This is a genomic window from Methylobacterium sp. J-088 (genome assembly GCF_022829295.1).
Classification (GTDB): domain Bacteria; phylum Pseudomonadota; class Alphaproteobacteria; order Rhizobiales; family Beijerinckiaceae; genus Methylobacterium.
The window spans coordinates 1-19,712 of record NZ_JAKSYH010000228.1 but is presented as its reverse complement, the minus strand read 5'-3'; the positions used below and the strand labels follow the sequence as shown (position 1 = coordinate 19,712).

General features: G+C 65.3%; 28 protein-coding genes. 9 read left to right on the top strand and 19 right to left on the bottom strand.

Translation table 11 applies throughout. From position 1 onward, the window contains the following. Nucleotides 1-26 precede the first annotated feature (26 nt). Entirely contained in the window at nt 27-242 is a 216-nt protein-coding gene (locus MKK63_RS24680; protein WP_244006392.1) for a hypothetical protein, read from the top strand. On the opposite strand, the gene MKK63_RS24675 is transcribed toward MKK63_RS24680, so the two are convergent. Further along, the gene (locus tag MKK63_RS24675; RefSeq protein WP_244006390.1) at nt 226-450 is read right to left on the bottom strand and encodes a hypothetical protein; all 225 of its coding nucleotides are present in this window, start codon (nt 448-450) and stop codon (nt 226-228) included. The genes MKK63_RS24680 and MKK63_RS24675 overlap by 17 nt on opposite strands. 73 nt (nt 451-523) lie before the next feature. Here MKK63_RS24675 and MKK63_RS24670 point away from each other — a divergent pair, with 73 nt between their 5' ends. After that, entirely contained in the window at nt 524-886 is a 363-nt protein-coding gene (locus MKK63_RS24670; RefSeq protein ID WP_244006388.1) for a type II toxin-antitoxin system RelE/ParE family toxin, read from the top strand. A gap of 75 nt (nt 887-961) precedes the next feature. After that, nucleotides 962-1,261 (top strand): helix-turn-helix domain-containing protein, encoded by a 300-nt coding sequence (locus tag MKK63_RS24665; protein WP_244006386.1) that lies wholly within the window; start codon nt 962-964, stop codon nt 1,259-1,261. A gap of 100 nt (nt 1,262-1,361) precedes the next feature. Here MKK63_RS24665 and MKK63_RS24660 read toward each other — a convergent pair whose 3' ends face one another. The 3 genes from MKK63_RS24660 to MKK63_RS24650 all read right to left on the bottom strand — a co-directional run bounded on the left by MKK63_RS24660 (nt 1,362) and on the right by MKK63_RS24650 (nt 4,725). Next, nucleotides 1,362-1,619 (bottom strand): hypothetical protein, encoded by a 258-nt coding sequence (locus MKK63_RS24660; RefSeq protein ID WP_244006385.1) that lies wholly within the window; start codon nt 1,617-1,619, stop codon nt 1,362-1,364. 143 nt (nt 1,620-1,762) lie between these two features. Beyond that, nucleotides 1,763-2,068 carry a DUF3761 domain-containing protein gene (locus MKK63_RS24655; RefSeq protein ID WP_244006384.1) on the bottom strand — a complete coding sequence of 102 codons (306 nt, stop codon included), beginning with the start codon at nt 2,066-2,068 and terminating at the stop codon, nt 1,763-1,765. Between the two features lie 968 nt (nt 2,069-3,036). Then, nucleotides 3,037-4,725: a methyl-accepting chemotaxis protein gene (locus MKK63_RS24650; RefSeq protein ID WP_244006383.1), complete on the bottom strand. Its 1,689-nt coding sequence runs from the start codon at nt 4,723-4,725 to the stop codon at nt 3,037-3,039. Nucleotides 4,726-5,078: 353 nt separating this feature from the next. On the opposite strand from MKK63_RS24650, the gene MKK63_RS24645 reads away from it, so the two are divergent. Further along, a complete protein-coding gene (locus tag MKK63_RS24645; RefSeq protein WP_244006382.1) occupies nt 5,079-5,783 on the top strand; it encodes an SH3 domain-containing protein in 705 nt (234 codons plus the stop codon). 12 nt (nt 5,784-5,795) lie between these two features. Here MKK63_RS24645 and MKK63_RS24640 read toward each other — a convergent pair whose 3' ends face one another. The 3 genes from MKK63_RS24640 to MKK63_RS24630 all read right to left on the bottom strand — a co-directional run bounded on the left by MKK63_RS24640 (nt 5,796) and on the right by MKK63_RS24630 (nt 6,980). Then, nucleotides 5,796-6,146: a hypothetical protein gene (locus MKK63_RS24640; protein ID WP_244006380.1), complete on the bottom strand. Its 351-nt coding sequence runs from the start codon at nt 6,144-6,146 to the stop codon at nt 5,796-5,798. Next, the gene (locus MKK63_RS24635) at nt 6,139-6,360 is read right to left on the bottom strand and encodes a ribbon-helix-helix domain-containing protein (protein WP_244006378.1); all 222 of its coding nucleotides are present in this window, start codon (nt 6,358-6,360) and stop codon (nt 6,139-6,141) included. The genes MKK63_RS24640 and MKK63_RS24635 overlap by 8 nt, the downstream gene beginning before the upstream one ends. A gap of 128 nt (nt 6,361-6,488) precedes the next feature. Continuing rightward, entirely contained in the window at nt 6,489-6,980 is a 492-nt protein-coding gene (locus MKK63_RS24630; protein WP_244006376.1) for a hypothetical protein, read from the bottom strand. Nucleotides 6,981-7,131: 151 nt separating this feature from the next. On the opposite strand from MKK63_RS24630, the gene MKK63_RS24625 reads away from it, so the two are divergent. Continuing rightward, nucleotides 7,132-7,542, top strand: a complete 411-nt coding sequence (locus MKK63_RS24625) for a hypothetical protein (RefSeq protein WP_244006375.1) — start codon at nt 7,132-7,134, stop codon at nt 7,540-7,542. 158 nt (nt 7,543-7,700) lie between these two features. Here the strand turns inward: MKK63_RS24625 and MKK63_RS24620 are convergent, their stop codons facing one another. Next, a complete protein-coding gene (locus tag MKK63_RS24620; protein ID WP_244006374.1) occupies nt 7,701-8,036 on the bottom strand; it encodes a hypothetical protein in 336 nt (111 codons plus the stop codon). Between the two features lie 10 nt (nt 8,037-8,046). Beyond that, entirely contained in the window at nt 8,047-8,694 is a 648-nt protein-coding gene (locus tag MKK63_RS24615) for a ParA family protein (protein WP_244006373.1), read from the bottom strand. 194 nt (nt 8,695-8,888) lie between these two features. On the opposite strand from MKK63_RS24615, the gene MKK63_RS24610 reads away from it, so the two are divergent. Further along, nucleotides 8,889-9,833 (top strand): tyrosine-type recombinase/integrase, encoded by a 945-nt coding sequence (locus MKK63_RS24610; RefSeq protein WP_244006372.1) that lies wholly within the window; start codon nt 8,889-8,891, stop codon nt 9,831-9,833. A gap of 34 nt (nt 9,834-9,867) precedes the next feature. Here the strand turns inward: MKK63_RS24610 and MKK63_RS24605 are convergent, their stop codons facing one another. Then, entirely contained in the window at nt 9,868-10,146 is a 279-nt protein-coding gene (locus MKK63_RS24605; RefSeq protein WP_244006371.1) for a DUF6894 family protein, read from the bottom strand. Between the two features lie 287 nt (nt 10,147-10,433). On the opposite strand from MKK63_RS24605, the gene MKK63_RS24600 reads away from it, so the two are divergent. After that, nucleotides 10,434-10,607 (top strand): hypothetical protein, encoded by a 174-nt coding sequence (locus MKK63_RS24600; RefSeq protein WP_244006370.1) that lies wholly within the window; start codon nt 10,434-10,436, stop codon nt 10,605-10,607. A gap of 93 nt (nt 10,608-10,700) precedes the next feature. Here MKK63_RS24600 and MKK63_RS24595 read toward each other — a convergent pair whose 3' ends face one another. Next, a complete protein-coding gene (locus MKK63_RS24595) occupies nt 10,701-11,069 on the bottom strand; it encodes a terminase small subunit protein (RefSeq protein ID WP_244006369.1) in 369 nt (122 codons plus the stop codon). A gap of 153 nt (nt 11,070-11,222) precedes the next feature. Here MKK63_RS24595 and MKK63_RS24590 point away from each other — a divergent pair, with 153 nt between their 5' ends. Next, nucleotides 11,223-11,894 carry a hypothetical protein gene (locus tag MKK63_RS24590; protein ID WP_244006368.1) on the top strand — a complete coding sequence of 224 codons (672 nt, stop codon included), beginning with the start codon at nt 11,223-11,225 and terminating at the stop codon, nt 11,892-11,894. Nucleotides 11,895-12,056: 162 nt separating this feature from the next. Here MKK63_RS24590 and MKK63_RS32045 read toward each other — a convergent pair whose 3' ends face one another. From MKK63_RS32045 to MKK63_RS24555, 7 genes are all read right to left on the bottom strand, one after another. Beyond that, entirely contained in the window at nt 12,057-12,854 is a 798-nt protein-coding gene (locus MKK63_RS32045; protein WP_244006367.1) for an energy transducer TonB, read from the bottom strand. Continuing rightward, entirely contained in the window at nt 12,851-13,336 is a 486-nt protein-coding gene (exbD, locus tag MKK63_RS24580; RefSeq protein WP_244006366.1) for a TonB system transport protein ExbD, read from the bottom strand. The genes MKK63_RS32045 and exbD overlap by 4 nt, the downstream gene beginning before the upstream one ends. 12 nt (nt 13,337-13,348) lie before the next feature. Then, nucleotides 13,349-14,263 carry a tonB-system energizer ExbB gene (exbB, locus tag MKK63_RS24575; protein ID WP_409564556.1) on the bottom strand — a complete coding sequence of 305 codons (915 nt, stop codon included), beginning with the start codon at nt 14,261-14,263 and terminating at the stop codon, nt 13,349-13,351. Nucleotides 14,264-14,331: 68 nt separating this feature from the next. Beyond that, complete coding sequence (locus MKK63_RS24570) at nt 14,332-15,015, bottom strand: Fe2+-dependent dioxygenase (RefSeq protein WP_244006364.1); 684 nt, start codon at nt 15,013-15,015, stop codon at nt 14,332-14,334. Nucleotides 15,016-15,018: 3 nt separating this feature from the next. Further along, nucleotides 15,019-17,493: a TonB-dependent receptor gene (locus tag MKK63_RS24565; protein ID WP_409564555.1), complete on the bottom strand. Its 2,475-nt coding sequence runs from the start codon at nt 17,491-17,493 to the stop codon at nt 15,019-15,021. Between the two features lie 404 nt (nt 17,494-17,897). Next, nucleotides 17,898-18,137: a hypothetical protein gene (locus MKK63_RS24560; RefSeq protein ID WP_244006361.1), complete on the bottom strand. Its 240-nt coding sequence runs from the start codon at nt 18,135-18,137 to the stop codon at nt 17,898-17,900. Nucleotides 18,138-18,228: 91 nt separating this feature from the next. After that, nucleotides 18,229-18,417 (bottom strand): hypothetical protein, encoded by a 189-nt coding sequence (locus MKK63_RS24555; RefSeq protein WP_244006359.1) that lies wholly within the window; start codon nt 18,415-18,417, stop codon nt 18,229-18,231. Nucleotides 18,418-18,482: 65 nt separating this feature from the next. Here MKK63_RS24555 and MKK63_RS24550 point away from each other — a divergent pair, with 65 nt between their 5' ends. Further along, complete coding sequence (locus MKK63_RS24550; RefSeq protein ID WP_244006357.1) at nt 18,483-19,076, top strand: hypothetical protein; 594 nt, start codon at nt 18,483-18,485, stop codon at nt 19,074-19,076. Nucleotides 19,077-19,093: 17 nt separating this feature from the next. Here MKK63_RS24550 and MKK63_RS24545 read toward each other — a convergent pair whose 3' ends face one another. Beyond that, nucleotides 19,094-19,603: a helix-turn-helix domain-containing protein gene (locus MKK63_RS24545; RefSeq protein WP_244006355.1), complete on the bottom strand. Its 510-nt coding sequence runs from the start codon at nt 19,601-19,603 to the stop codon at nt 19,094-19,096. Between the last annotated feature and the right edge of the window lie 109 nt (nt 19,604-19,712).

Below are 19,712 nucleotides of genomic sequence, written 5' to 3'. Positions count from 1 at the left end.
CCCGGGGTGGTGGTGCGAGGCGTGACATGGGCGACGATGTAGCGGCGATGCTGCTGATCCTGGCAGCCGAGAACGCCGAGCTGCGCGAGCAGCTGGCCGCGATGCAGGATATGCTCGTCGAGACCGCGATCGACGCTGGGCAGATATACGCTCGTATTGAGGCGCTTCAGGCCGAGCGTGATGCGTGGCGGGCGAAGGCTGAACGGTTTCAGCAATACAGACGGCTCAGTCTCGCAGGGTGAGGAACACCTGCGCGAACGCAGCGACAGACGCCATGCCAGCGGCCCAAGCGTTCATGTCAGCCTGAAACTTCGGCACAGCTGGATCCGTCATCCACGGCAACAGGCTACGCACCACGAACGTGTCGCCCATGGCTGAAAGCGCCCACGCCCCGGACGCCATCAAGCCTCCGGTCGCCGCCACGAACTTCGTGATCCTCAACGCCGACATAGCTCCGCTCTCCTCCGAGAAAGGCGGTATCATACACCATTGACGTACATACGCCATTGGTGTATGAAAAGCTATGGCGAACCCTCTCCACACCATCGTCGAGACGCCCGACTTTCTCGCGGACGCCAAGCGGGCCGGCATGACCGATGCCGAGCGCGAAGCGGCCGTTCAGCTCTACGCGAGCCAGCCTGACGTGGGTGAGGAGATCGTCGGATCCGGTGGGGTGCGCAAAGGTCGTTTGGCCGGCCGCGGCAAGGGCAAATCGGGTGGGTACCGGATCGTTGCCGTGTTCGTAGGCGCGACGGTCCCCGTCTATCTCATCGGTGTGCTCAGCAAGGGCGACCGCGAGACGTTCACGGACGCAGAAGTGAAGGAGTTCAAGAAGGTTACCACGGCCCTCAAGGCCGCGTTCCGTGCGCAGAGGCGAGCCGACTGATCTGCCTCTGCGAAACCCCTCTCGGGCGTCAGGCCGCCGCCCCATCCAAACCGGCCATACAGAGGGATCCTAGATATGACCGACAGTTTCAGCCGCCTCATGGGCGGCCTCAACAGCGCCCTTGCCCATGCTCAAGGCAACCCGCCCGAGGGCACCCGCGTCCACGTCCCTGAGACCCTGGATGTCGCCGCGATCCGGGAGCGAACCGGCCTCGCTCAACCGGCATTCGCTGCGACGATCGGCGTGAAGGTCGGCACGCTCCGGAACTGGGAGCAGAAGCGTCGGGAGCCGGAAGGGCCTGCCCGGGTGCTCCTGGCACTGGTAGACAAGCGCCCGCAGATCGTGACCGAGTTGCTTGGCCAAGCCGCGGCCTGAATAGTCGCTTATGCATGCGCTCGGCCCACAACCGGTCGGGCCATGCAGGACCGCGCATGGCTCGCCGCCGCATCACCGGCAGCCGCGCGGACAGCACGCGTCAGTCCAGGGCCTGCGGGTGCGGCGTCAGCTTACCAGTGAAGGACCGCGGGATCCTCGGGCAGCCGTCGTGGAGGCGCCGGTGCGCCATGGCGACGGTACCTTGCGCCGCATAGGATCCCTGCGTGTTCACTCGCCCATGACAGGCTGGGCATCGCTTCTCGGCCGAGCGGTGCTGGGCGTGCGCCTCGGTCAGCGGCACGAGCCGCCACGCGCCATCGATCCGCACCTCGCAGGTAGCTTTGTCTGAAATCGCCATGACGGACGGGTGCCATGCGAGGACTGTCGTCGCCAGCGCGCGATCGCCACGGTGAGGCGTGAAAGAGCCCGTCCCGCGGGGGCCGGGACGGGCTCCTGGCTTCACCCCGAGTTCGTCACGGCGGACCGAAGCCGAGGCGCGGTCTAGCAGCAGTCTCGGCCCGCAGCGACCCAGCACGCCACGCCGCGATGGTGCGAGCACGTTCCCTGTCGGTGCTGGCTGAAGCTCCAGTCGCCGTCGCGACACCGCGCCGTGGCGTCTTGAGGCTTGGTGCAGGTCGGGCCCTCCGGCTGCTCGGGGCGCGGGACCTCGCAGCCATCGCGGTTCGTGTAGGTCCCGTGTCTCAGCTCCTCGGGCGCGAACAGCTTGCACGACCCGCGCGCAAAGGCTTCGCCCGACGGTACGAGCAGCGCGGTGACGAGCGCAGTGGTGATGAGGGCCCGGATCAAGGTGCATCCTCCAATCGAAGGGTGCAGCGTAACGAACGCGTGCTACGGCAAGTAGATACGCTGACCGCGTATCATTCCGTTAAGCCCAAGCCTGCATCCTCGTGAAGATGACTGGTCGCCCTCACGCTACAAACGTTCAGCCTCATGCGTAACCGTTCGTCGCGGTCATTCACCGTCGAGAACAAGTCCGGCGGTCGCAACCAGCGCACCTTCATCCCGCACCGTGCTTCGGCGCCAGCGGCCTCGCGACCGGCCGTATCCTGGCCGCCGCCGGTCGAGCCGCAGGCACCAGCCGCCGAGGCTCGCCGGATCCTGCCCAACCTGATCGAACCCGAGCCCGCACAGGTCGAACCGGAGTGCATACCGGTTTCGGAGGAGTGTTCGACGAAGCCGCGGCGGGGACGGCCGCCTAAGGCCAAACCGGTCGCTGCCGAGAAGGTCGCGGGGCCGATCGCCGAAAACATCAGCAAGGCCGCACCTGTGGAGCTGGTATCTCCGTTGGCACCGCGGACTTCGGCAGCGCCTATGGTGCGTGCCGTGAAGCAAGCGACAGCGCTGCCCCTCGGCGAGCGGTGGAAGCGGCGCCTGGGGCGGTGGGCTCGGTAGTAGCGCCGAAGTCTACGAGTGCCCGCCGTGCGATAGCTGGCAAGACGAGGTGACTACCCGATGGGCAGATCTACGACGTACAGGATCCATCTGCACCGTAAGCTTGTGCGGCCCGCGCCATGCGGGTGAGTTGATCTAGACCTGGAAACCCGGGGGCAACTTGCAACTGATCGCCGAGTCCAACGAGTTCCGAACGCAGGGCATTGATCATCGACTCGAGCGTTTGCCCCAGAGCTCGGATCTGTGCTCCGCGAGGTCCGAGATCCACACCCTCGGCGAATGCACCCGCCAGAGCCACGGTGAGATCTCGGATGCCATCTGTGGCAGTGCTGCTGTGAGATCTCGCCGCGCTCATCACCGCCTCATGCCGCTCGTACAGTAGCCAGGAAGCGACCGACCTCGGCCGCAAGGTGCTCAGACTGACGTGATAGCTCAGAGGCTGCCCCCAGAACCTGGCTCGCCGCAGCCCCGGTCTCCTCCGCCGCGCCCGCCACGCCCGCCATGTTGTGTGTCACCTCACCCGTGCCCATCGCCGCCTGAGAAACGTTGCGCACGATCTCCTGCGTGGCCGCGCCCTGCTCCTCGACCCCAGCGGCGATACTGGTGGCCACACCGCTGATCTCGCGGATCCGCTCGGTAATGCCGGCGATCGATGTGACTGCTTGACCGGTCGAGGCCTGGATCTGCGCGATCTGACCCGAGATCTCGCTCGTGGCCTTGGCGGTCTGCTCAGCCAGCGCCTTCACCTCGGAGGCGACGACGGCAAAGCCTTTGCCGGCCGCTCCCGCACGTGCCGCCTCGATAGTGGCGTTGAGTGCCAGGAGGTTGGTCTGGCCGGCGATGGTCGAAATCAGCCCGACCACGTCGCCAATGCGTGCCACGGCCGCGCTCAGTTCCTGCACCAGCGCGCCGGTCTGGTCCGCTTCACGCACGGCCCGGTGCGCTAGCTCGGCTGAGCCCTGCACCTGCCGGCCGATCTCCTGCACCGATGAGCCCAGCTCCTCGGCGGCGGCGGCGACCGTGTTGACGTTCGAGGCAGCCTCCTCGGCGGCAGCGGCGACGGTGGTGGACTGGCTTGCCGTCTCGCTGGCCGTGGAGGTCATTTGCTGAGCCGTGGCCTGCAGCTCGGTGGCTGAGGACGACACCATGCCGATGATGCCACCGACCGCAGCCTCGAAGCCGTCGGCCATCTGCCGCATGCCGGCTTTGCGCTGCTCCTCGGCGGCCAGCCGCGCCTGCGCCGTCTCTGCCTCCAGAGCCTTCATGCGGATCAGGCCATCCTTGAACACCTGAACGGAGTCCGCGATCGTGCCGATCTCGGTCTTCGTACCCTGGTGGGGGATTGCGACGGCAAGGTTACCCTCAGCAAGCATCTGCATCGGCTGCACGATCGAGCCGATGCCGCTAGAGATGCCACGAATGATCAGAACGGTGATCATGAGCGTCAGCAAGACCGCTGCAACAATCATCCCGAGCATGATGGTATGTACCGTCTCGGCGGAGCGGTCGCTTTCTACCACCACTGCGTCAGCAGCCTTGTCGTTCAACGCCACGATGGCGTCGAGTGCTTGAGCTGCCGCCTTGATGCGCGGACGCACAGTGGCGGTCACCTCTGCCAAAGCGCGCTCCTTATCGCCATTGCGCGATTGAGCGATCACTGCAGGAACTGCGGCAAGGTACGCTGACCAATTCGTCGTGAATGTCTGGAAAAGCTCTTGCTCGCCAGGAAGGCTAATTAACCGCTCGTAATCCTTAGAGAAATTGGCAACAGATGCAGTTTTTTTCTGAAGCTCACCCTCTTCAAATTCCATGCGAGCTGCTTCTTTGTAGAGGAGGTGATTGACTACGCTTACCCGTACATCAATGACGCCGGCTCGAAGGGCGGCCGCTGTCTTTACACTTGGCAAACTGTTTTTGCCAATTTCATTTATTGACCGACTTAGAACCGATAGACCGTTCCATCCTGCCGCGCCTACTGCTAAAACAAATAATAGAACGCCAAAAAATGCAAAGATAAGCTTCGTGCGTATCGATATATTTGTGAATGACACGTCTGTGGTCCCAGCTGAATAAATCAAGCCATCAATCAAGGCTTCTAAAAAAAATAAGCTGCAGTGGTTAATAATCGGTCAGCATCACACGCGTGTTATCAGTCGCGATCTAGTTGCAAAGACGCTTCAAATACAAAAATCTCCCTATGTGATGTTTATCTAGGCAGAATGCCAGTTTAGGCAGTGTGCATTGCAAACCCGCTGCTCAATTGAATGGCAAACGCTGAAAACGATGCTTGGGACGGTTGAATCGGTAGGTCTAAACGTCGCCGTCTACACTTGTCTCATACGGCACCGCTTGACCTACGGTTGTAGTCCCGCGACCCTGGTTCGGTACCGACGGGACGAATCACATGGTACGTCGCAGGAGAGGCACCTCGCAAGGTGGCGGCGCGTTCGCGCTGGTCCTGCTGACCATCATCGGCCTACCGCTCACGCTGTCCGGGTACCTTAGCGGGCCGTCAAAACCATCGCCCGTTCCGACCGCCTACGCGGCCCTCCCGGCGAGCTCGGCCCCCTCATCTGGGACGCTGCAGTATTACGGCGGCTTCTCGCCCGACGCGGTCCAGAACACACCGCAAGTGCCTGCCGCGCCCGAGGCGGCCGCACCCGAGACCCTGTACGTATCAGGGGGCAAGGTCGCGCTGCGCGCCGATCCCAAGCCGAAGGGGAAGATCTTGGGCCGTTATGGCGTGGGTGACGCCTTCGAGGTGGTCGAACGAAGCGACGGATGGGTGCACGTCCGGTACGCCCTTACCCAGCGCGAGGGCTGGATCCAGGCCAAGCGCCTGCGTACTGCACCGCCCGAGGCGGAGCCTGAGAAGCCGGAGCCGGCAAAGACATCGCCCACCTTGAGCACGGCGGAGATCAGGAAGCGGCTGATCGCCGACTCCATCGCATCCTACCCTGGTCCATGCGCCTGCCCCTACCAAAGCGCTCGAAATGGTTCGTCGTGCGGCCGGCGTGCCGCCTACGTCCGACCGGGCGGGTATGCGCCGCTGTGCTTCGCGAAAGATGTCACGGCCGAGATGATCGACGAGTATCGCTCGGCCCACTGATGCCGAAGCGGTTCACCATGCCGTTCGGGCTCGTGTCACCGAAGGCATAGCAGGTAGCATCTCGGCCTGCTGCTGCTCCGCCTCGGCGCCCTGCCCCGTGGCGCCAGCCTGCTGGTCGGTCTGCGGGTCGGTGGCACCCTGCAAGCCCTCCTGCGTACCGGACACCACGGTCTGCCGGCTCTCCTGGGTCGCAGAAGCTCCAGCTTGCTCGTGCTCCGCGGCCTGGGTGCCGGCCGTCGCGGCGGCGCCGTTGGCGGGGTGGTCACCGTTGAGCCGGGCACCCTTGGCGCGGCTCGGGCGGACGCGCTTGGGCGGGGGTGCCTTGGTGGCAGTGGTGGCGCTGGCCTGGGCCTGCTCAGACATGCTCGGTCCTCTCGTGGTTCTCGGGGCCCGGGGTGCCGCCCGGTGCGGTGCTGCGTGCGAGCCGCTCGGCGATGGCGCGGCGGCAGAACTCGGAGACGGACAGGTTTGCGGCCTTCGCCGTGACCTCGACCTGCTCACGCAGATCTGCCGGGACCCGGACACGGATGATTTCCGTGAACCGCACCCCGTCATCGAACACGATGGGATCAGACATGTCGTCCAGACCGCATGATTGCTAGCAACGCGTGCGCATAGCATCGCGGCTGATCTGTGGTCTATGCTGTAGTCGGCGATGTGGCTGCGATCCTGGAGGGTTACGCACTGCCTGCTGCGAGATCCCGGTCATAGCCGGTCGACCTGATCGGCGAGTGGCGGGGCCGACCTGCGCAGGGCTTCGAGCTGCGCCATCGCCTCGCTGCCGATCTGGTTCAGCTCGGCCGCAATCCTGGCACAGGCTCGCTTGCGGCGACGGTCCAACGTCAGCCGGTGCATGCCCATCTCGATGCAGTACTGCCGGATTGATCCGCCGACGTCGCCACTCGTCGCCAAGGAGCGGGCCCAGATCAGGAGGGCGCGGCGCTCCGGCGAGGCGCGACCGAGCACGTGCTCGGAAAAGGCGATGATATCGAGGGGCGAGGTATCCTTGCCCGGGAGCACCGAGACGAACTCGGATCGGCGCGGTGAATAAACCGGGATGGATGGCAGCGTGTGAAACGCCGCGATAATCGTCTCGCCCACCTGCTCCGCCGTCCAAGGCTCGGCCGAGCCCGCATCCGTCAGCATGTCCGTCTCGGCTAGTGTGCAGGCCTGCGCGAACATTGGATTCGCGGCCATCTTGTATTCTAGCCTGCTAGCAAACAGGTAGTGTGGCTTGAGGGTCGCAGGCTCCCCTCGCGTGCGTGCGCGCGTGCCGCTCCACTGGCTCTTGACCGCGATACCAGCGAGCCCGGATGGGCAGCCCATCGGCCCGGCCGGATCGCTGACCATGGACACCCGAGACATCGCCCTTCGCCTGCACGACATCCTGCGCGCCGCCTACAGCGTGCGCCTGCCCGGCCCCGGCTGCACCGCTGAGGCAAGCATCGAGAGCATCGACGCCATGAAGGCAGGTTTGCGCGGCCTGCTTGCGGACCTGGGCAACCGAGAGCCGCCGCGGCTGCCGCCCCGGGTGAAAGCCAGCGCGGCCGCGTTCCCCGAAAGCCGGATCGCCGGGACGCGGGTCACCGTCCAGCATCGGCGCCGCACTCGGATCACATCGGACGGGGATCCGGACAAACGGACCCTCGTGCCAGTCGCCGGTGGCAACCTCGTCCGCCTCGCGGATCGCCGGTCACCGCGGGACGTCGCCGAGGAGCAGTTCGCTCGTCTGTCGGAGGTGCGGCCAAGTCCGGCGTGATCAGGCCTGCCAGCATTTCAGCCTGACACGTTCCAAGCCGCACGGCTGGACGGGTTCATGCGTTGCCGGTCTGCTAGCAACGTGTCTGTCCGGCTGTCTCGAATCGCGGCTTGCCTCGCGTCCGCTTTTCAGGCCAGCCGGCCAGGCAGCCCGTGAGCTTAGCGGCGGGCCGGACTGCGCTTCTCGATGACGGGCGAGAACCCCTCGCGCACCAGCAAGTCGTTGCACGCCTCGATGATGAGGTCCTCGAGGTTCCGGTCCCGATCAATCGCGAGACGGGACATCTCCTGCCAGCCGGCCCGGTTCACCCGGCACATCATCGTCTTGTAATCGCGCGGACCCTCGGCCGCCGGCGCCCGTGGGGACGGGGCAGTATCCTGCTCCTGGCGCGCCTCGGCCTCGTCGACCGCTGCCGGGCGCGTGGCAGCCGCGGCAGATTTCGGAGCGAGGCGGTCGGATAGGCTGGAGAGGGACGGGCGAGGGGGCTTGGACATCGGGCCGGTCTCAGGACTTGCGGGAGAAGGTGCGGGCGAGCTGCACGACGGCGGTCCACATCGTGTCGACCTCGCGCGCCGCGCGACCGTCGGGCTCGAACTCGGTGACGGACTGGCCGGTAATGAGGGCGTGACTGAAGCTGGCGCGCTGGCTGACCTGCCCGGGGAGCACGGGGGCGCCCATCTCGGTCAGGAGGGCGCGTGCCTCGGCGGTGATCGCGGTCTCGGCTTCCCGGGTGATGGGCGGGCAGGCGTTCAGGACGCAGGCGATCGGCGCCTTGAGCTTGCGGGCCATGTCGAGGGTCGCGCCGACGGCGGCCAAGTCGAACGGTCCGGGCCGGACCGGGATGACGGTGACGGTGGCCCTGGACATCAGCGATCCGATCAGCGGCGCGTTGTGCGGGGGGCTGTCAATGATGGTCCAGGCGATGCCCTCGGACCGCGCGTCGGCGAGCGTCCCCTCGATCTCGTTCCCGGTAGCCTTCACCAGAAGCGGGGTCTCGGCCGCACGCCTGTCGTACCAGAAGGCCAGCGACCCCTGCGGGTCGGCGTCGATCAGGAGGGTTCGGCCGTCCCGCTCGGCCAGGGCGCCGAAGTGCGCGGCGAGCGTCGACTTGCCGGCGCCTCCCTTCTGGGCGGCGATCAGGACGGTATGCATCGGCTCGGGCTCGGGCGAGAAGCGGTGAAGCTGGACGGACGATTCGCCCGCTTGCTAGCAAGGCTACGGCATAGCTTCCCGCCAGTGCAAGAGAAGAGCGGTTATCTTGCAGTGACGATTTTGCGGTTATGGAACAGCTCGCTGATCCTTCCCGCGCTCCCTGCTATGAAGGGCCAGCCACCGGAGAGCCACCCATGAGCACCGCGCTCGTCCCCCTCGACGTCGCGATCGAGGATGCCGATTTCGAGGAGGTGTCGCTCGCGCGGGCCGCCCGCGGCGAGACACTGCCGGTGGTCCCGCAGGCGGACTCCGACACGACACTGATCGAGACGTGGGTGAAGCGCTCGAACAGCGAGCACACACGCCGGAAGTACCGGGCGGAGGCGGCGCGGCTGCTGGCCTTCACCGGAAAGCCGCTGGTGCTGATCCTCATCGGCGACCTGCAGGCCTACCTCGCTAGCCTGGAGGACAAGGCGCCGGCGACCCGGGCGAACGCTGCGGCCGCCATGAAGAGCCTTTTCTCGTTCGCCCAGGAGATCGGGTACGTCCGCTTCAACATCGGTAAGGCGATCAAGGCGCCGCCGGTCAAGAACGTGCTGGCCGAGCGGATCCTCACGGAGTCGGACACGCAGCGGATGGTGCTGCTTGAGCCGAACCTCCGAAACCGAACAGTCCTCACGGTTCTGTACGGCGGAGGCCTGCGGATCTCTGAGCTGTGCGGTCTGCGCTGGCGCGACATGGCCGAGCGCGACCAAGCTGGGCAGGTGACCGTCTTCGGCAAGAGCGGCAAGACCCGGATCGTCCTCCTGTCCGTCGGCACGTGGAAGCTCCTCGCCACGCTGCGGGCCGAACTACCGGGGCCGCCGAAGCCGGATGCGTCCGTGTTCGTCTCGCGGCAGAGCGGTTCCCTCGACGCGAGCCAAGTCCACCGGATCGTGAAAGCGGCCGCGGCCCGAGCCGGCCTCTCGGTAGAGGTCTCGGCGCACTGGTTGCGCCACGCCCACGCCAGCCACGCGCTCGATCGCGGCGCGCCGGTCCACCTGGTGCAGCAGACGCTTGGGCACGCGAGCCTCGCGACGACGACGAAGTACACCCACGCCCGACCGAGCGAGAGCAGCTCGCGCTTCCTCGGGATCTGATGCCAAGCTCTGTCGGAGATCAAAGTCGACAGTTTTAGCCGACAGCGTCCTCGTCAGGCTCCGGTATGGGGCTATCGCCGATCCAAAGCCCGGCGAACGTCATGGTCGCCGTGTAGACAGTGAGGTCGTTCTCGTCCCGGACGAGTATCGTGAAGGCCTGCCGATCGCCGTCCTTCGGGATCTCGTCCCGCGCGATCGAGGGCAGTGCGCGCATCGCCTCAAAGCGAATGCCTTCGTGGCCATCGCACTCTGTTCCTATCGCATCGCGTGCGAACGAGGATCCGCTGTGAATGTCGAAATAGTAGCGTGTCATGCCGCTCTCCGCCGTATGGGGGGCGGGAGCACACGCATCTACCGGCCGCTGGTGCCCAGACTATTCGACCAGCGATGAGCTTATAATGGCGGGTTCAATCACATCCTGAAACTACATAGGTTCATTCTGAGAAGGCCAGATCAGCCGTTTTCAACGCTCGGATTACTTCCGACAATGGATATTATCGGAAGGAACCAGGAGGCACAGATCGCAGCCCGCTCAACCTGTTAGTTGGCCTCTGGGCCGCCCGGATCGTCGAGGGTTAAGCGACCCGCGCCCGACCGGCGATGAGCGATGGCGCCCGCCTCGGTCCGATCGTGGTGGAGGCGCCGATCGGCGACTGGCCCGCGACCTCCAACACCGCCCTCGACGCATGGGAGGACGAGGTCCAGACCGACTGGCCCCGGGTGTCCAGTTTCGACGAGGCGGCCGGGGCGGTGCGGTTCCAGGCCAGCGCTTGAGGTGGCCGTATGCGCCCGGCGCGGGTCGGCGCATTGATAACAGACACGTAACAGGACGGCTGAGCGCGGAAACGCATGGCTCGGGGTGGAGGGTCAGGCCCTAGGCGGGTCGCCGTACCGCCGCGGCGCCATCCGCGCCGCACTGAACTTCCGGGCGTCGATGCGTAACCGGTCGCGCCGGAGGCGGTCAGCATCCAAGACCAGACCGCTCGGGCCGGATCGATAGTCCCGGGAGCTGTCGTCGGCGATCGCGAGCGCCTCGTCCGCCAGCGCGTCAGCCCGCAGTTCGCAGGACTGCGCGTACCGTGCGCGGAACGCCAACCGGTCGCGCAGCCAGCGACGCACCGTGTCTCGGCTCGGTACGTCGGCATCCTGGCAGATCAAGCGTAGGCTTCGCCCCGCCGCGAGGCGGTCGCAGATCCGCTCGGCGAGCTCGTCGCTGTAGATGCTCGGCCGCGCCATCGTCCTCTGGGTCCATCCCTGCTCGGGCGGTTATAAGGCCAGTACGCGCGCGTGCGCGAGGCGCGGGTGTCCAGATTGACGGATTGGCAGGTTAGCCAAAGGATTTCGACGTTTTTCGGCGGTCGACCGCCTCTGCCCGCCCCCAAGCCCCTCATGAGCAAGCCCGTCCTCGACCACAGCAATGTCCTCAACGTGCACCGCGTGGCGACCGGCTACGGCGCACGCCGACCTGCGCCCGGCCTCCGAATGAGCGGCACGTCCACCTGGTGGTATCGGGATGGCAGCTCGGCCGGGAGCATCAGCCACACCGTCGAGATCCATGCCGAGGACGTCGGCACGCTGATCCTCGAATACCGGCGCAACGGCGAGCCGGTTCGGCAGGTGTTCGAGATCATCGGACGGCCCTGCCGGTTCGGCGGCCGTCGCTGGCTGGCTGTATGCCCACGAACGAGTCGGCCGGTGGCGAAGCTCTACAACTGCGCCGGCACCTTCCAGCCGCGGCACCTGCTCCGGGCGGCTTATCACTCACAGGGACGGGTCCAGCCGGCGGAGAAGCTACGGGACCGTGAGGTAGCGATCCTGCGCCGACTCGGCGCCGACGACAGCTCGCCCCCTATGCCCCGGAAGCCGAAGTGGATGCGCGTGCCGACCTATCACCGCCTCGTCTACGAGCTGATCCAGGTGCGGAACGCCTACGGTCTCGCGCTGGCGCAGGATTTCCATCGATCGACCGGCATCGACCTGCTGGCAGAGGAGGATCCGGCCGTTGCAGGGCAGGTCCAGAAGCTCGCGGCCCGGTTCGGCGCTGCGGCCGACCGCCCCTGATAATACAGGGCGGAAACAGGGACTCGGGCCCGCTGCTAACAGCATCCGAACAGCGTGTTCGAGGGGTCCGAGCCAGGGCACCGCATCGGTCCTATCCAACTTGGACACCTGCTGAGAACAGCACCCTTATCAGCGGCCTAGCGACCCGGCAGGCCCTGTCTCCTACTTCTTCGCTCGGAACACGACTGGGATGGAGAATGTCAGCCCCTCGTCGGCAACAAGCGGCGGCGGCGGCGGCACCGGATCAGACCGCTTCATCATGGCCAACGCCGCATCGTCTAGCGCGCTGTCGCCCGAGCCCTTGACCACACTTGCCGATACTACCCGCCCGAGACGGTCTAGCATGAACGTCACCGTTACCTGGCCAGTCGGACGCCCCGCTCCGCCAGGGTAGCGCTTGTGCCTTTCGAGATGGGCCAGAAGCTGCTTCTGCCACGTGGTACGGATGCGCCGCGCGCTCTCGCCGGTCCCCAGGATTGGAGCGGTCGACTGTGGCGCCTCCTTCATCGTCTCCGAAGTCGGCGCAGCTGCAGCCTCGGATGCAACTGACTCCATCGACGGGCTGGTCTCGACCGCTTTAACCTTGGTCTCGTCCTCTTGCGGTTTGCGCGTCGCATCAGGTGATACGATCCGGTCTGGATCCTCCGTCTCGGTCGGCATGGCCTTGGGCAGCTCCGTCGGATCGTCGACGGCTTTCTGCTGCACGACCGCCGGTGCAGCGGCGGCGTCTTCTGCTTCAGGACCGGCGGGAAGATCGGTAGGCTCGTGCCGTACCGCTGTCATCTCTAGACCGACCTCCAGAGCGTTCGCGCCGAGGTCATCCGCCTCATCGGGGGGCGTGTACGTCACCGCCAGCACGATCCCGCTTGCGTGGAGGACGAGCACGAAGGCGCCGGCTGCGAGCCAAAGCGGCCAGCGGCGCCCTATGCGCCCGTATTCGAAATGCGCCTCGCCTGTCACGGTTTCAGCGGTGGCAGGGCTTGCGTCCCGCCCCCAGTCTCGCCTGCCGCCCCGCCGGGTGGACCCTCCAGAGCGACGAGGGCGACCTTGAGGTAGCCACCTGTGCGCAGGATCTCCAGGATATCCATCAACTCGCCGTAGGGCACCGCGCGGTCGGCGCGCAGAAAGATGCGACGCTCCTTGTTCGGATCGCCTTGCGCGTCGAGGACCTTGGCCAGATCGATCCGTTTGACCTGTGCCTCGCCGACCGCAACCGCCAGATCCGCCTTGATCGTGACGTAGGTCGGCTTGTCGGGCTTCTTCTGCGGGATCGCGCTCGAGGAAGGCAGGTCGATCGGCAGGTCGACCGTCGAGAGCGGGGCGGCGATCATGAATATGATCAGCAGAACGAGCATCACGTCGATGAACGGCGTGACGTTGATCTCGTGCGCCTCGCCGAACTCGTCGCCGTCATCCTCGTCGCCGCCCAGTGCGATGGCCATGACCGTCCCCGCTTACTCAGCGGCGCGGGCGAGCGGCGCATGACGCCCGGCCGCGATGCCGTGGTCCAGATCACGCGACAGCATCCGCATCGTGGTTCCCGAGGCGCGCTGGACGAGGTCGCCGTAGCTGCGGGTCGCCCGGGCGAAGTGGTTGTAGATGATCACCGCCGGGATCGCCGCGGCGAGCCCGATGGCGGTCGCGAGCAGCGCCTCAGCTATGCCAGGAGCCACCACCGCGAGGTTGGTGGTCTGCGCCTTCGAGATCCCAATAAAGCTGTTCATGATGCCCCACACGGTGCCGAACAGCCCGACGAACGGCGAGATTGCGCCGATCGTGGCGAGCGCCCCCATGCCGCGTCGGGCTGTGCGTCCCTCGGCCTTGACGATGTCCGAGCAGCGCGAGACGGCCCGCTCCCTGATGCCGTCCGGCGGGCCGCGCGAGATCCGTATCTCGTCGGCGACCGCCGCGACGAGCCGGTCGAGCACCGTGCGGTCGCCGAGCATCTCTCCGGCCTCGGCCAACGAGCCGGCGCCAGCGATGCGATCGAGGCCGCGGGTGAGCGCGCGGCGGGCCAGCCCCAGCTCGATCGTCTTGGCTACCAAGATCGTCCAGGTGATCACCGAGGCGAGCGCCAGACCTGCCATCACGATCTTCACCAGGATGTCGGCGTTCAGGAACATCGACCACGGCGACAGCTCGTGGCCGGCGGGGGCCGCAGCCCGGATGGCCGCCCGTTGTGGCAGATCCGGCGCCGATTGGACCTCGGTCCGAAGCTGAGGGCCCTGGTCGAGCGGAAGGCCCGCCTCGGATGAACGCATGGGCTGCGGCGTCGCGGGAACGGCTGGGGTCGCCGCAGTCGCTGTCGGGGCACCCGGCGATTGCGCGAGCGCCGGCCCTGATAGGAGCCAAAGCGCGGCCAGCAGCATGCGGCCCGTGGGGGAGATGATAGACTCTCGGCCCACTGCCAGCCGGTCTTTCGAGGCTCGGTGTTTGGTCATACCTCGGCCCAGGTCCGGATGAGGTTGTGGTAGATGCCCGTCAGCCTGACCACCTCGGCGTGGTCACGACCGAGCTCTGCGACGAGTCCCTGGATCGCAGTGTCCAGATCGTAAATCAGGCTGCGGGCCTGAGGGCTTCGGACCATGCTCTGGAGCCAGAAGAACGAGGCGACCCGAGTCCCTCGGGTAACTGGTGTGACCATGTGCAAGCTAGAGGCTGGGTATAATACGAGGTCGCCTGCCGATAGCTTGACCTCTTGTGATCCGTAATAGTCCTCAGCGATGAGAACACCGCCGTCGTAGGTGTCCGGCTCGGCCAGGAATAGGGTCACCGATAAGTCGGTACGGATGCGCATTCCCGTCGCCGGATCGCCGCGCACGGCGTTGTCGACATGGACGCCGAAGTGATGTCCTTCGCCGTAGCGGTTGAATAGCGGCGGGAAGATGTGCAGCGGGATCGCGGCGGAGACGAATAGCGGGTTGGCGAGTAGCGCCTTGACGATCCGATCGCCCAGATGGCGGGCGACCTCGCTGGCCGGCGGAAGCTGCTCGTTGCGCTTGACCATGGCTGACTGGGAGCCCGCCGTCGAGCGACCATCCTCCCATTCGGCGGTGTCCATGATACGGCGGAAGTCAGCGACCTCCGCCTTGCTCAGGACTTCCGGGATGCAGATCAGCATCGGTCAGAACTTCGTCTGCGCGATGAGGTACACGGCCCGGCCAGGGGCGATGAACGCGAACGGCGCGTCGCTGCGGTAGAATGCATCGTAGTAGCGACGATCGAGGAGGTTCTGGGCGTAGAGCTTAACGTTCAGGTTCTCGTTGACTTTGTATTCCAGGAAGGCGTCGAAGCGCCAGTAAGACGGCAGGACATTGGCGTTGGCGGCGAGGGTCCCGCCCGAGATGCGCGAATTGTTGATCGCCTGCGCGCCGAATTCGAGCCACGGCGTGATCCTGTACTTCGACAGCATGCTGAACGAGCGATGGGCGATGTTGGCCAGCCGGTTGCCGATCACCGTGGGGTCGCCCGACTTCGTGACCTTGGTGTCCATCGCAACATAGCCGCCGAACACGCTCCAATCGTCGGTGATCTTGCCGGCGACCTCCAAATCGACACCCTCGACCCGGTAGGCCGCATCGGCCGCGATAAATTGAGCGGCGCCGGTGCCGAGCGTCTCGCGGGCATTCTCCTTGAGGGTGCGGAACACGGCAAACGTCGCTAGGAGACGCCGGTCGAATAGCTCGGCCTTTACACCGACTTCGTCGGCGGTGTTCTGCTCCGGCTTGAAGACTTGGTTTCCGGTGAAGGTGGCGCTGAGCCCCCCGTAAGCCGAACCAGACGCGTCGAGTTCTGCCCCGACCGGGTTCGAGGAGGTGGCATGAGCGCCGTATACGCTCAGCCAAGGCTGGGGCTTCAACGTCAGGCCGATGTTGTAGTTCAGGTTACCTGAATGCACCTGCGCCGAACTCGTGCCCTGAGACGACGAGATGTTGTAGTCATCATAGCGGACGCCGCCGTTCAGAAGGACGAGGTCCTGGTAGTTCATCGTCTCTATGAGGTAACCAGCCTTCGTGTCGACTGGGATGTAAGCAGGGTTGCCCGTCAGATACGGCTTGGTGGCGAAGGGCAGTAGGTTGGGCGGGGTCAGGATGTTGACGCCGCCTAAGCTGCCCGTGCCGCTGAAGATGCCGGTCGTTCCAAGGTTCGAGTTTTCGGATCGGAGACCGGCATAGGTATCGCGACTAACGGCCTCGCGGCTGAACTCGGTACCCAGGACCGCCGTGTGCAGAATTGGGCCAGTCGCGAACTTGAAGGTTGCGTCGGTCGTATCCGCGGTAACATCGACGGTCTGATAGCGGCTCTGCGGATTAAGGCTGAGTGTCGTACCATAAAGGTTGCCATTACGCGGGATGACCGGCCGCTCTGGCAGCGTACCTACGTAATCGAGCACCGAGTGTCCGGCGCGGAAGCGGTTGGTGATCTTAACGTCATCGCTAGGGGCATATTCCGACACTAATGTGCCGATGTCCTGCTGCACGCGATAGAAGTCACGATTGACGAAACCATAGTAGGTGTCGCGTGGGACGATGCTCTCGGTGAACGGGCGTCGCGCTTGTGCATTGAATGGCACACCGAAGTCCGGCAGGCTGTTCAGATCCGTGTGGAAGTAGTTGGCGTTGAACGTCCAACCGTCGGCCGGCTTGAGTGTCACTGCGACGGCGGCACCGTTGCGGTCGTCGAACACATATTTGCGGCCCGCTACGTTGGCTTCCTGGTACAGGCCGTTCACGCGGATCGCGAGGGCGGGACTCACGACCTGATTAAGGTCCAGTGTGACGCGCCGGGTGTTGTCGGTTCCGAGTTGCCCCTCCGATTTGTAGAAGTCGCCGAACGTGGTGGCCTGCTTGGTCACGATGTTGACCGCACCGCCCGCGGTGCCGCGGCCTGCGAAGCTCGAAGCCGGCCCGCGCAGGATCTCGATCTGCTCAGTGAAGAAGTTTTCGCGTACGCTGACGGAGGGATCGCGGATGCCATCGACGAACACGTCGTTGCGCGCGTCGAAGCCGCGGATGAAGAAACGGTCGCCGAAGGCGTTGCCACCCTCACCCGTGCCGAGCGTGACACCGGCGGTTGTGCGTGCGATCTCGCGGAAGCTAGTCGCATTCTTGTCGTCGATTACCTGCCGCGTCAGCACGGTGATCGACTTAGGCGTGTCAAGGATTGGCTGCGTAAAGCGCGGAGAGGCAACGTTGAGCGCTTGGTAAGGCGAGTTTGGGTTAGCGTAGGGATCTCTGCTTGGATCACCGATGCCCTGGGCAGGAGCGCCAGCACCCGTCGCTGTACCGGCGCTTGGGGCCGGGGCAGCGACCGGCGGGGCGGTCACACGCCGTTGCGTTCGAACGGCCTGTCTGAGAGCAGTACGCGCCTTAACCTGTGCTTGGCTTGGCTTCGGCGCCGGTGGGCGAGGCCGAGAGATAGGCGCATCCACAGTCATCGGAGGCAGCGCTGTGGCGGGCCCCGACTGTGCTTCCGCGCTACCGACAGACCCCGCCGCCGCACATGCCAAGCCTAGCGCTCCCCTTGATGTAGAGAACGTCGGTTTACGGCCACAGATCGGATGTTGGCGCAGTGATGTCGGAACGCGCGACTGACGCAGCACAGTATTCTCGCCTCCAATCACCAGCGTTTGCAACGCCTGGCGATGGACCAGCGTGAAAACCACCCGTCTATTTGAGTCAAGAATTCAACATTAGAACTATAATAAGAATCGAGTGCTAAACCCCGCTGAAGGCGTTGTTTTGTATGCTCATCAGTTTGTATCTATTACAAATAACAACTGCTAAGATATTGATGTATGAAAAAACCATTGCAATAGCAGTATGTTATGAGCAGTGCGACGAAATCCGGCAACCGGCGGACGAGCGACCACGGGGTACTGTCACATGATAGCAACAATTCACAGTCCTGTGCGTGGTCCGTGGCAGGCGTACGGATTAATAGCGCAAGCCCGTCGTCCACGAGACCCGCAGAACCATTCGAACTGCCCGATACACCGGGCATTCAATCCTGGCTCGGCGGCTTCATGAGCGAGAACAGCTCGTCAATCGCGCCGAGGGCTTGCGCCCGTATCGCCGCCTCATCGTCAGATCCGGCTATCCGAATACCGCGCACGACCGCCTGGATTTCATCGCGGAACTCCGTGAGAAACCCGACAGGGTCACGCTTCTCGCCAGCCATGCGGGCGATCACACCGGTAAGCAGGATCTGCAAACCGAGCATGCGGCCGTTGAGTTCATTCACAGCATTACTCCTCGACCCGCCAAGTTCCTAAGTGCATCGGGCTCGTCGCGAGCTGAAGCTGGGACGGAACATTAAGGTGCGGGCATACTCATCAAACGCCCTTCCGCGCCAGATGCCGCAACGCCCGCTCGATCGCGTCCCGCTCGATGTGGAAGCGCTCCGGATCCCGGTGTGAGGGCAGGAGCCGCCGGACTCGATCTGCGAGCGCATCGAGCTCCGGCGACAGGATCGCGCCGCGGTCGGTCCGCCCGGTCTCACGGGGCAGGCGGGCACGGTACATCAGGGTCGCCCGTACCCGTGCGACAGCTCCGGGATAGTGGTACCGGCCAGCACAGAACAACGGAGGTGCTGCAGCTCACCATCCGGCCTGGTGATACTGTTGGTAACTCCAGGGCTGCTATGGCCGAGCCTGGACGGTACGCAGAGCTCTGGCCGTCGCAGCAGGCCTCCATGAGCGAGCGGTATCTGTTTCGATCCGATTGGCGCCCATCGCGCCGCCGCATCCTGCTGGCTGGCCTGCTCGGACACTACGCCGCCGCCTACTGCTTCTGCGCGTCGACGATGCTCGCCGGCTTCGTCGACGACCTTCAGACGCAGGGCATGGCGATCTTTGCGAGAACAACCTGGAGCCGGGCATTCGAGGTCCTCTGGACGGCCCCGGTGGTGACCGGCCTCCTCGGACTGTGGGGTGCCGTTCTGATCAGCCCGACGCTCCTGCTCACGCTGCCTGCCACGAGCTGGGCCGCCCGCAGGCTCGATACGGCAGCACTGCCAACGGCGGCGATCGGCGTCCTGCCGGGGATCCTGGCGGGCCTCATCGTCTTCGGGATCGCGCCGCAGACCGAGGTGAGCCTTATCCTCTGTTCCGCCGTGGGCGGTGCAGCCTTCGCGCTGGTCGTCTGGCTGCTCTGCATCCGACCGCGACGGCCTTACAGATGAGACCTGCCTGCGGTCGATCATGCGCTGGCCTTCCTAACGGCGGCGACGGTCGATGGCGAGACGTCGACCCGCCGGGCGATCTCGCGATCGGTCAGGCCCTCGCCGAGGAGGGCGCGGACGGCGGCTCGGGCTTCCTCGCGGGTGCGGGGCTGCTGTCCAGATTGGACGGGTGCGGCGTCGTCAGCCGGATCCTGCTCGGTACCGGAGTCCGGTAGCTCGTCCTGTTCGGCCTCTGCCTCGACGATGCCCGGATCCGGGGCTGCGGCATGCTCTGACGGTACGGTCGGCGCGGCCGGAGGCGGCGGCACAGGTGCTGCCCGATGCCCGGTGAGCCCGTCGAGGAACGCCAGCCGGGCTCGCACCCACACCGGCAGCGGTCCCGCATCCAGGGCCGCCCGTGTCTCGGCGCGCTCCCACCAGTAGGCCGCCTCGGTCTCGGCCGCGGCAAGCGTCGCTGGCAGCGGGATCGCCGCCGAGACCTCCCGGCGCACCTCGGGCGTGTGTAGGGCGGTGACAAAACCATCCACTGGAGCGTCGGCGGGGTGCTGATGCGGCCGGGGTAAAAGCCGGCCAGTGGAGAGGCTTCTCTTTCGGGAGGGGCCCAGGATGTTTGCCGTGGAAGTCTACGCGGCCGTT

Bases quoted from the DNA above. Each gene is read 5' to 3' on its own strand.
- MKK63_RS24680 (WP_244006392.1), top strand. From the start codon at position 27: ATGGGCGACGATGTAGCGGCGATGCTGCTGATCCTGGCAGCCGAGAAC.
- MKK63_RS24675 (WP_244006390.1), bottom strand. From the start codon at position 450: ATGTCGGCGTTGAGGATCACGAAGTTCGTGGCGGCGACCGGAGGCTTG.
- MKK63_RS24670 (WP_244006388.1), top strand. From the start codon at position 524: ATGGCGAACCCTCTCCACACCATCGTCGAGACGCCCGACTTTCTCGCG.
- MKK63_RS24665 (WP_244006386.1), top strand. From the start codon at position 962: ATGACCGACAGTTTCAGCCGCCTCATGGGCGGCCTCAACAGCGCCCTT.
- MKK63_RS24660 (WP_244006385.1), bottom strand. From the start codon at position 1,619: ATGGCGATTTCAGACAAAGCTACCTGCGAGGTGCGGATCGATGGCGCG.
- MKK63_RS24645 (WP_244006382.1), top strand. From the start codon at position 5,079: ATGGTACGTCGCAGGAGAGGCACCTCGCAAGGTGGCGGCGCGTTCGCG.
- MKK63_RS24640 (WP_244006380.1), bottom strand. From the start codon at position 6,146: ATGTCTGAGCAGGCCCAGGCCAGCGCCACCACTGCCACCAAGGCACCC.
- MKK63_RS24635 (WP_244006378.1), bottom strand. From the start codon at position 6,360: ATGTCTGATCCCATCGTGTTCGATGACGGGGTGCGGTTCACGGAAATC.
- MKK63_RS24630 (WP_244006376.1), bottom strand. From the start codon at position 6,980: ATGGCCGCGAATCCAATGTTCGCGCAGGCCTGCACACTAGCCGAGACG.
- MKK63_RS24625 (WP_244006375.1), top strand. From the start codon at position 7,132: ATGGACACCCGAGACATCGCCCTTCGCCTGCACGACATCCTGCGCGCC.
- MKK63_RS24620 (WP_244006374.1), bottom strand. From the start codon at position 8,036: ATGTCCAAGCCCCCTCGCCCGTCCCTCTCCAGCCTATCCGACCGCCTC.
- MKK63_RS24615 (WP_244006373.1), bottom strand. From the start codon at position 8,694: ATGCATACCGTCCTGATCGCCGCCCAGAAGGGAGGCGCCGGCAAGTCG.
- MKK63_RS24610 (WP_244006372.1), top strand. From the start codon at position 8,889: ATGAGCACCGCGCTCGTCCCCCTCGACGTCGCGATCGAGGATGCCGAT.
- MKK63_RS24605 (WP_244006371.1), bottom strand. From the start codon at position 10,146: ATGACACGCTACTATTTCGACATTCACAGCGGATCCTCGTTCGCACGC.
- MKK63_RS24600 (WP_244006370.1), top strand. From the start codon at position 10,434: ATGAGCGATGGCGCCCGCCTCGGTCCGATCGTGGTGGAGGCGCCGATC.
- MKK63_RS24595 (WP_244006369.1), bottom strand. From the start codon at position 11,069: ATGGCGCGGCCGAGCATCTACAGCGACGAGCTCGCCGAGCGGATCTGC.
- MKK63_RS24590 (WP_244006368.1), top strand. From the start codon at position 11,223: ATGAGCAAGCCCGTCCTCGACCACAGCAATGTCCTCAACGTGCACCGC.
- exbD (WP_244006366.1), bottom strand. From the start codon at position 13,336: ATGGCCATCGCACTGGGCGGCGACGAGGATGACGGCGACGAGTTCGGC.
- exbB (WP_409564556.1), bottom strand. From the start codon at position 14,263: ATGCTGCTGGCCGCGCTTTGGCTCCTATCAGGGCCGGCGCTCGCGCAA.
- MKK63_RS24570 (WP_244006364.1), bottom strand. From the start codon at position 15,015: ATGCTGATCTGCATCCCGGAAGTCCTGAGCAAGGCGGAGGTCGCTGAC.
- MKK63_RS24555 (WP_244006359.1), bottom strand. From the start codon at position 18,417: ATGTACCGTGCCCGCCTGCCCCGTGAGACCGGGCGGACCGACCGCGGC.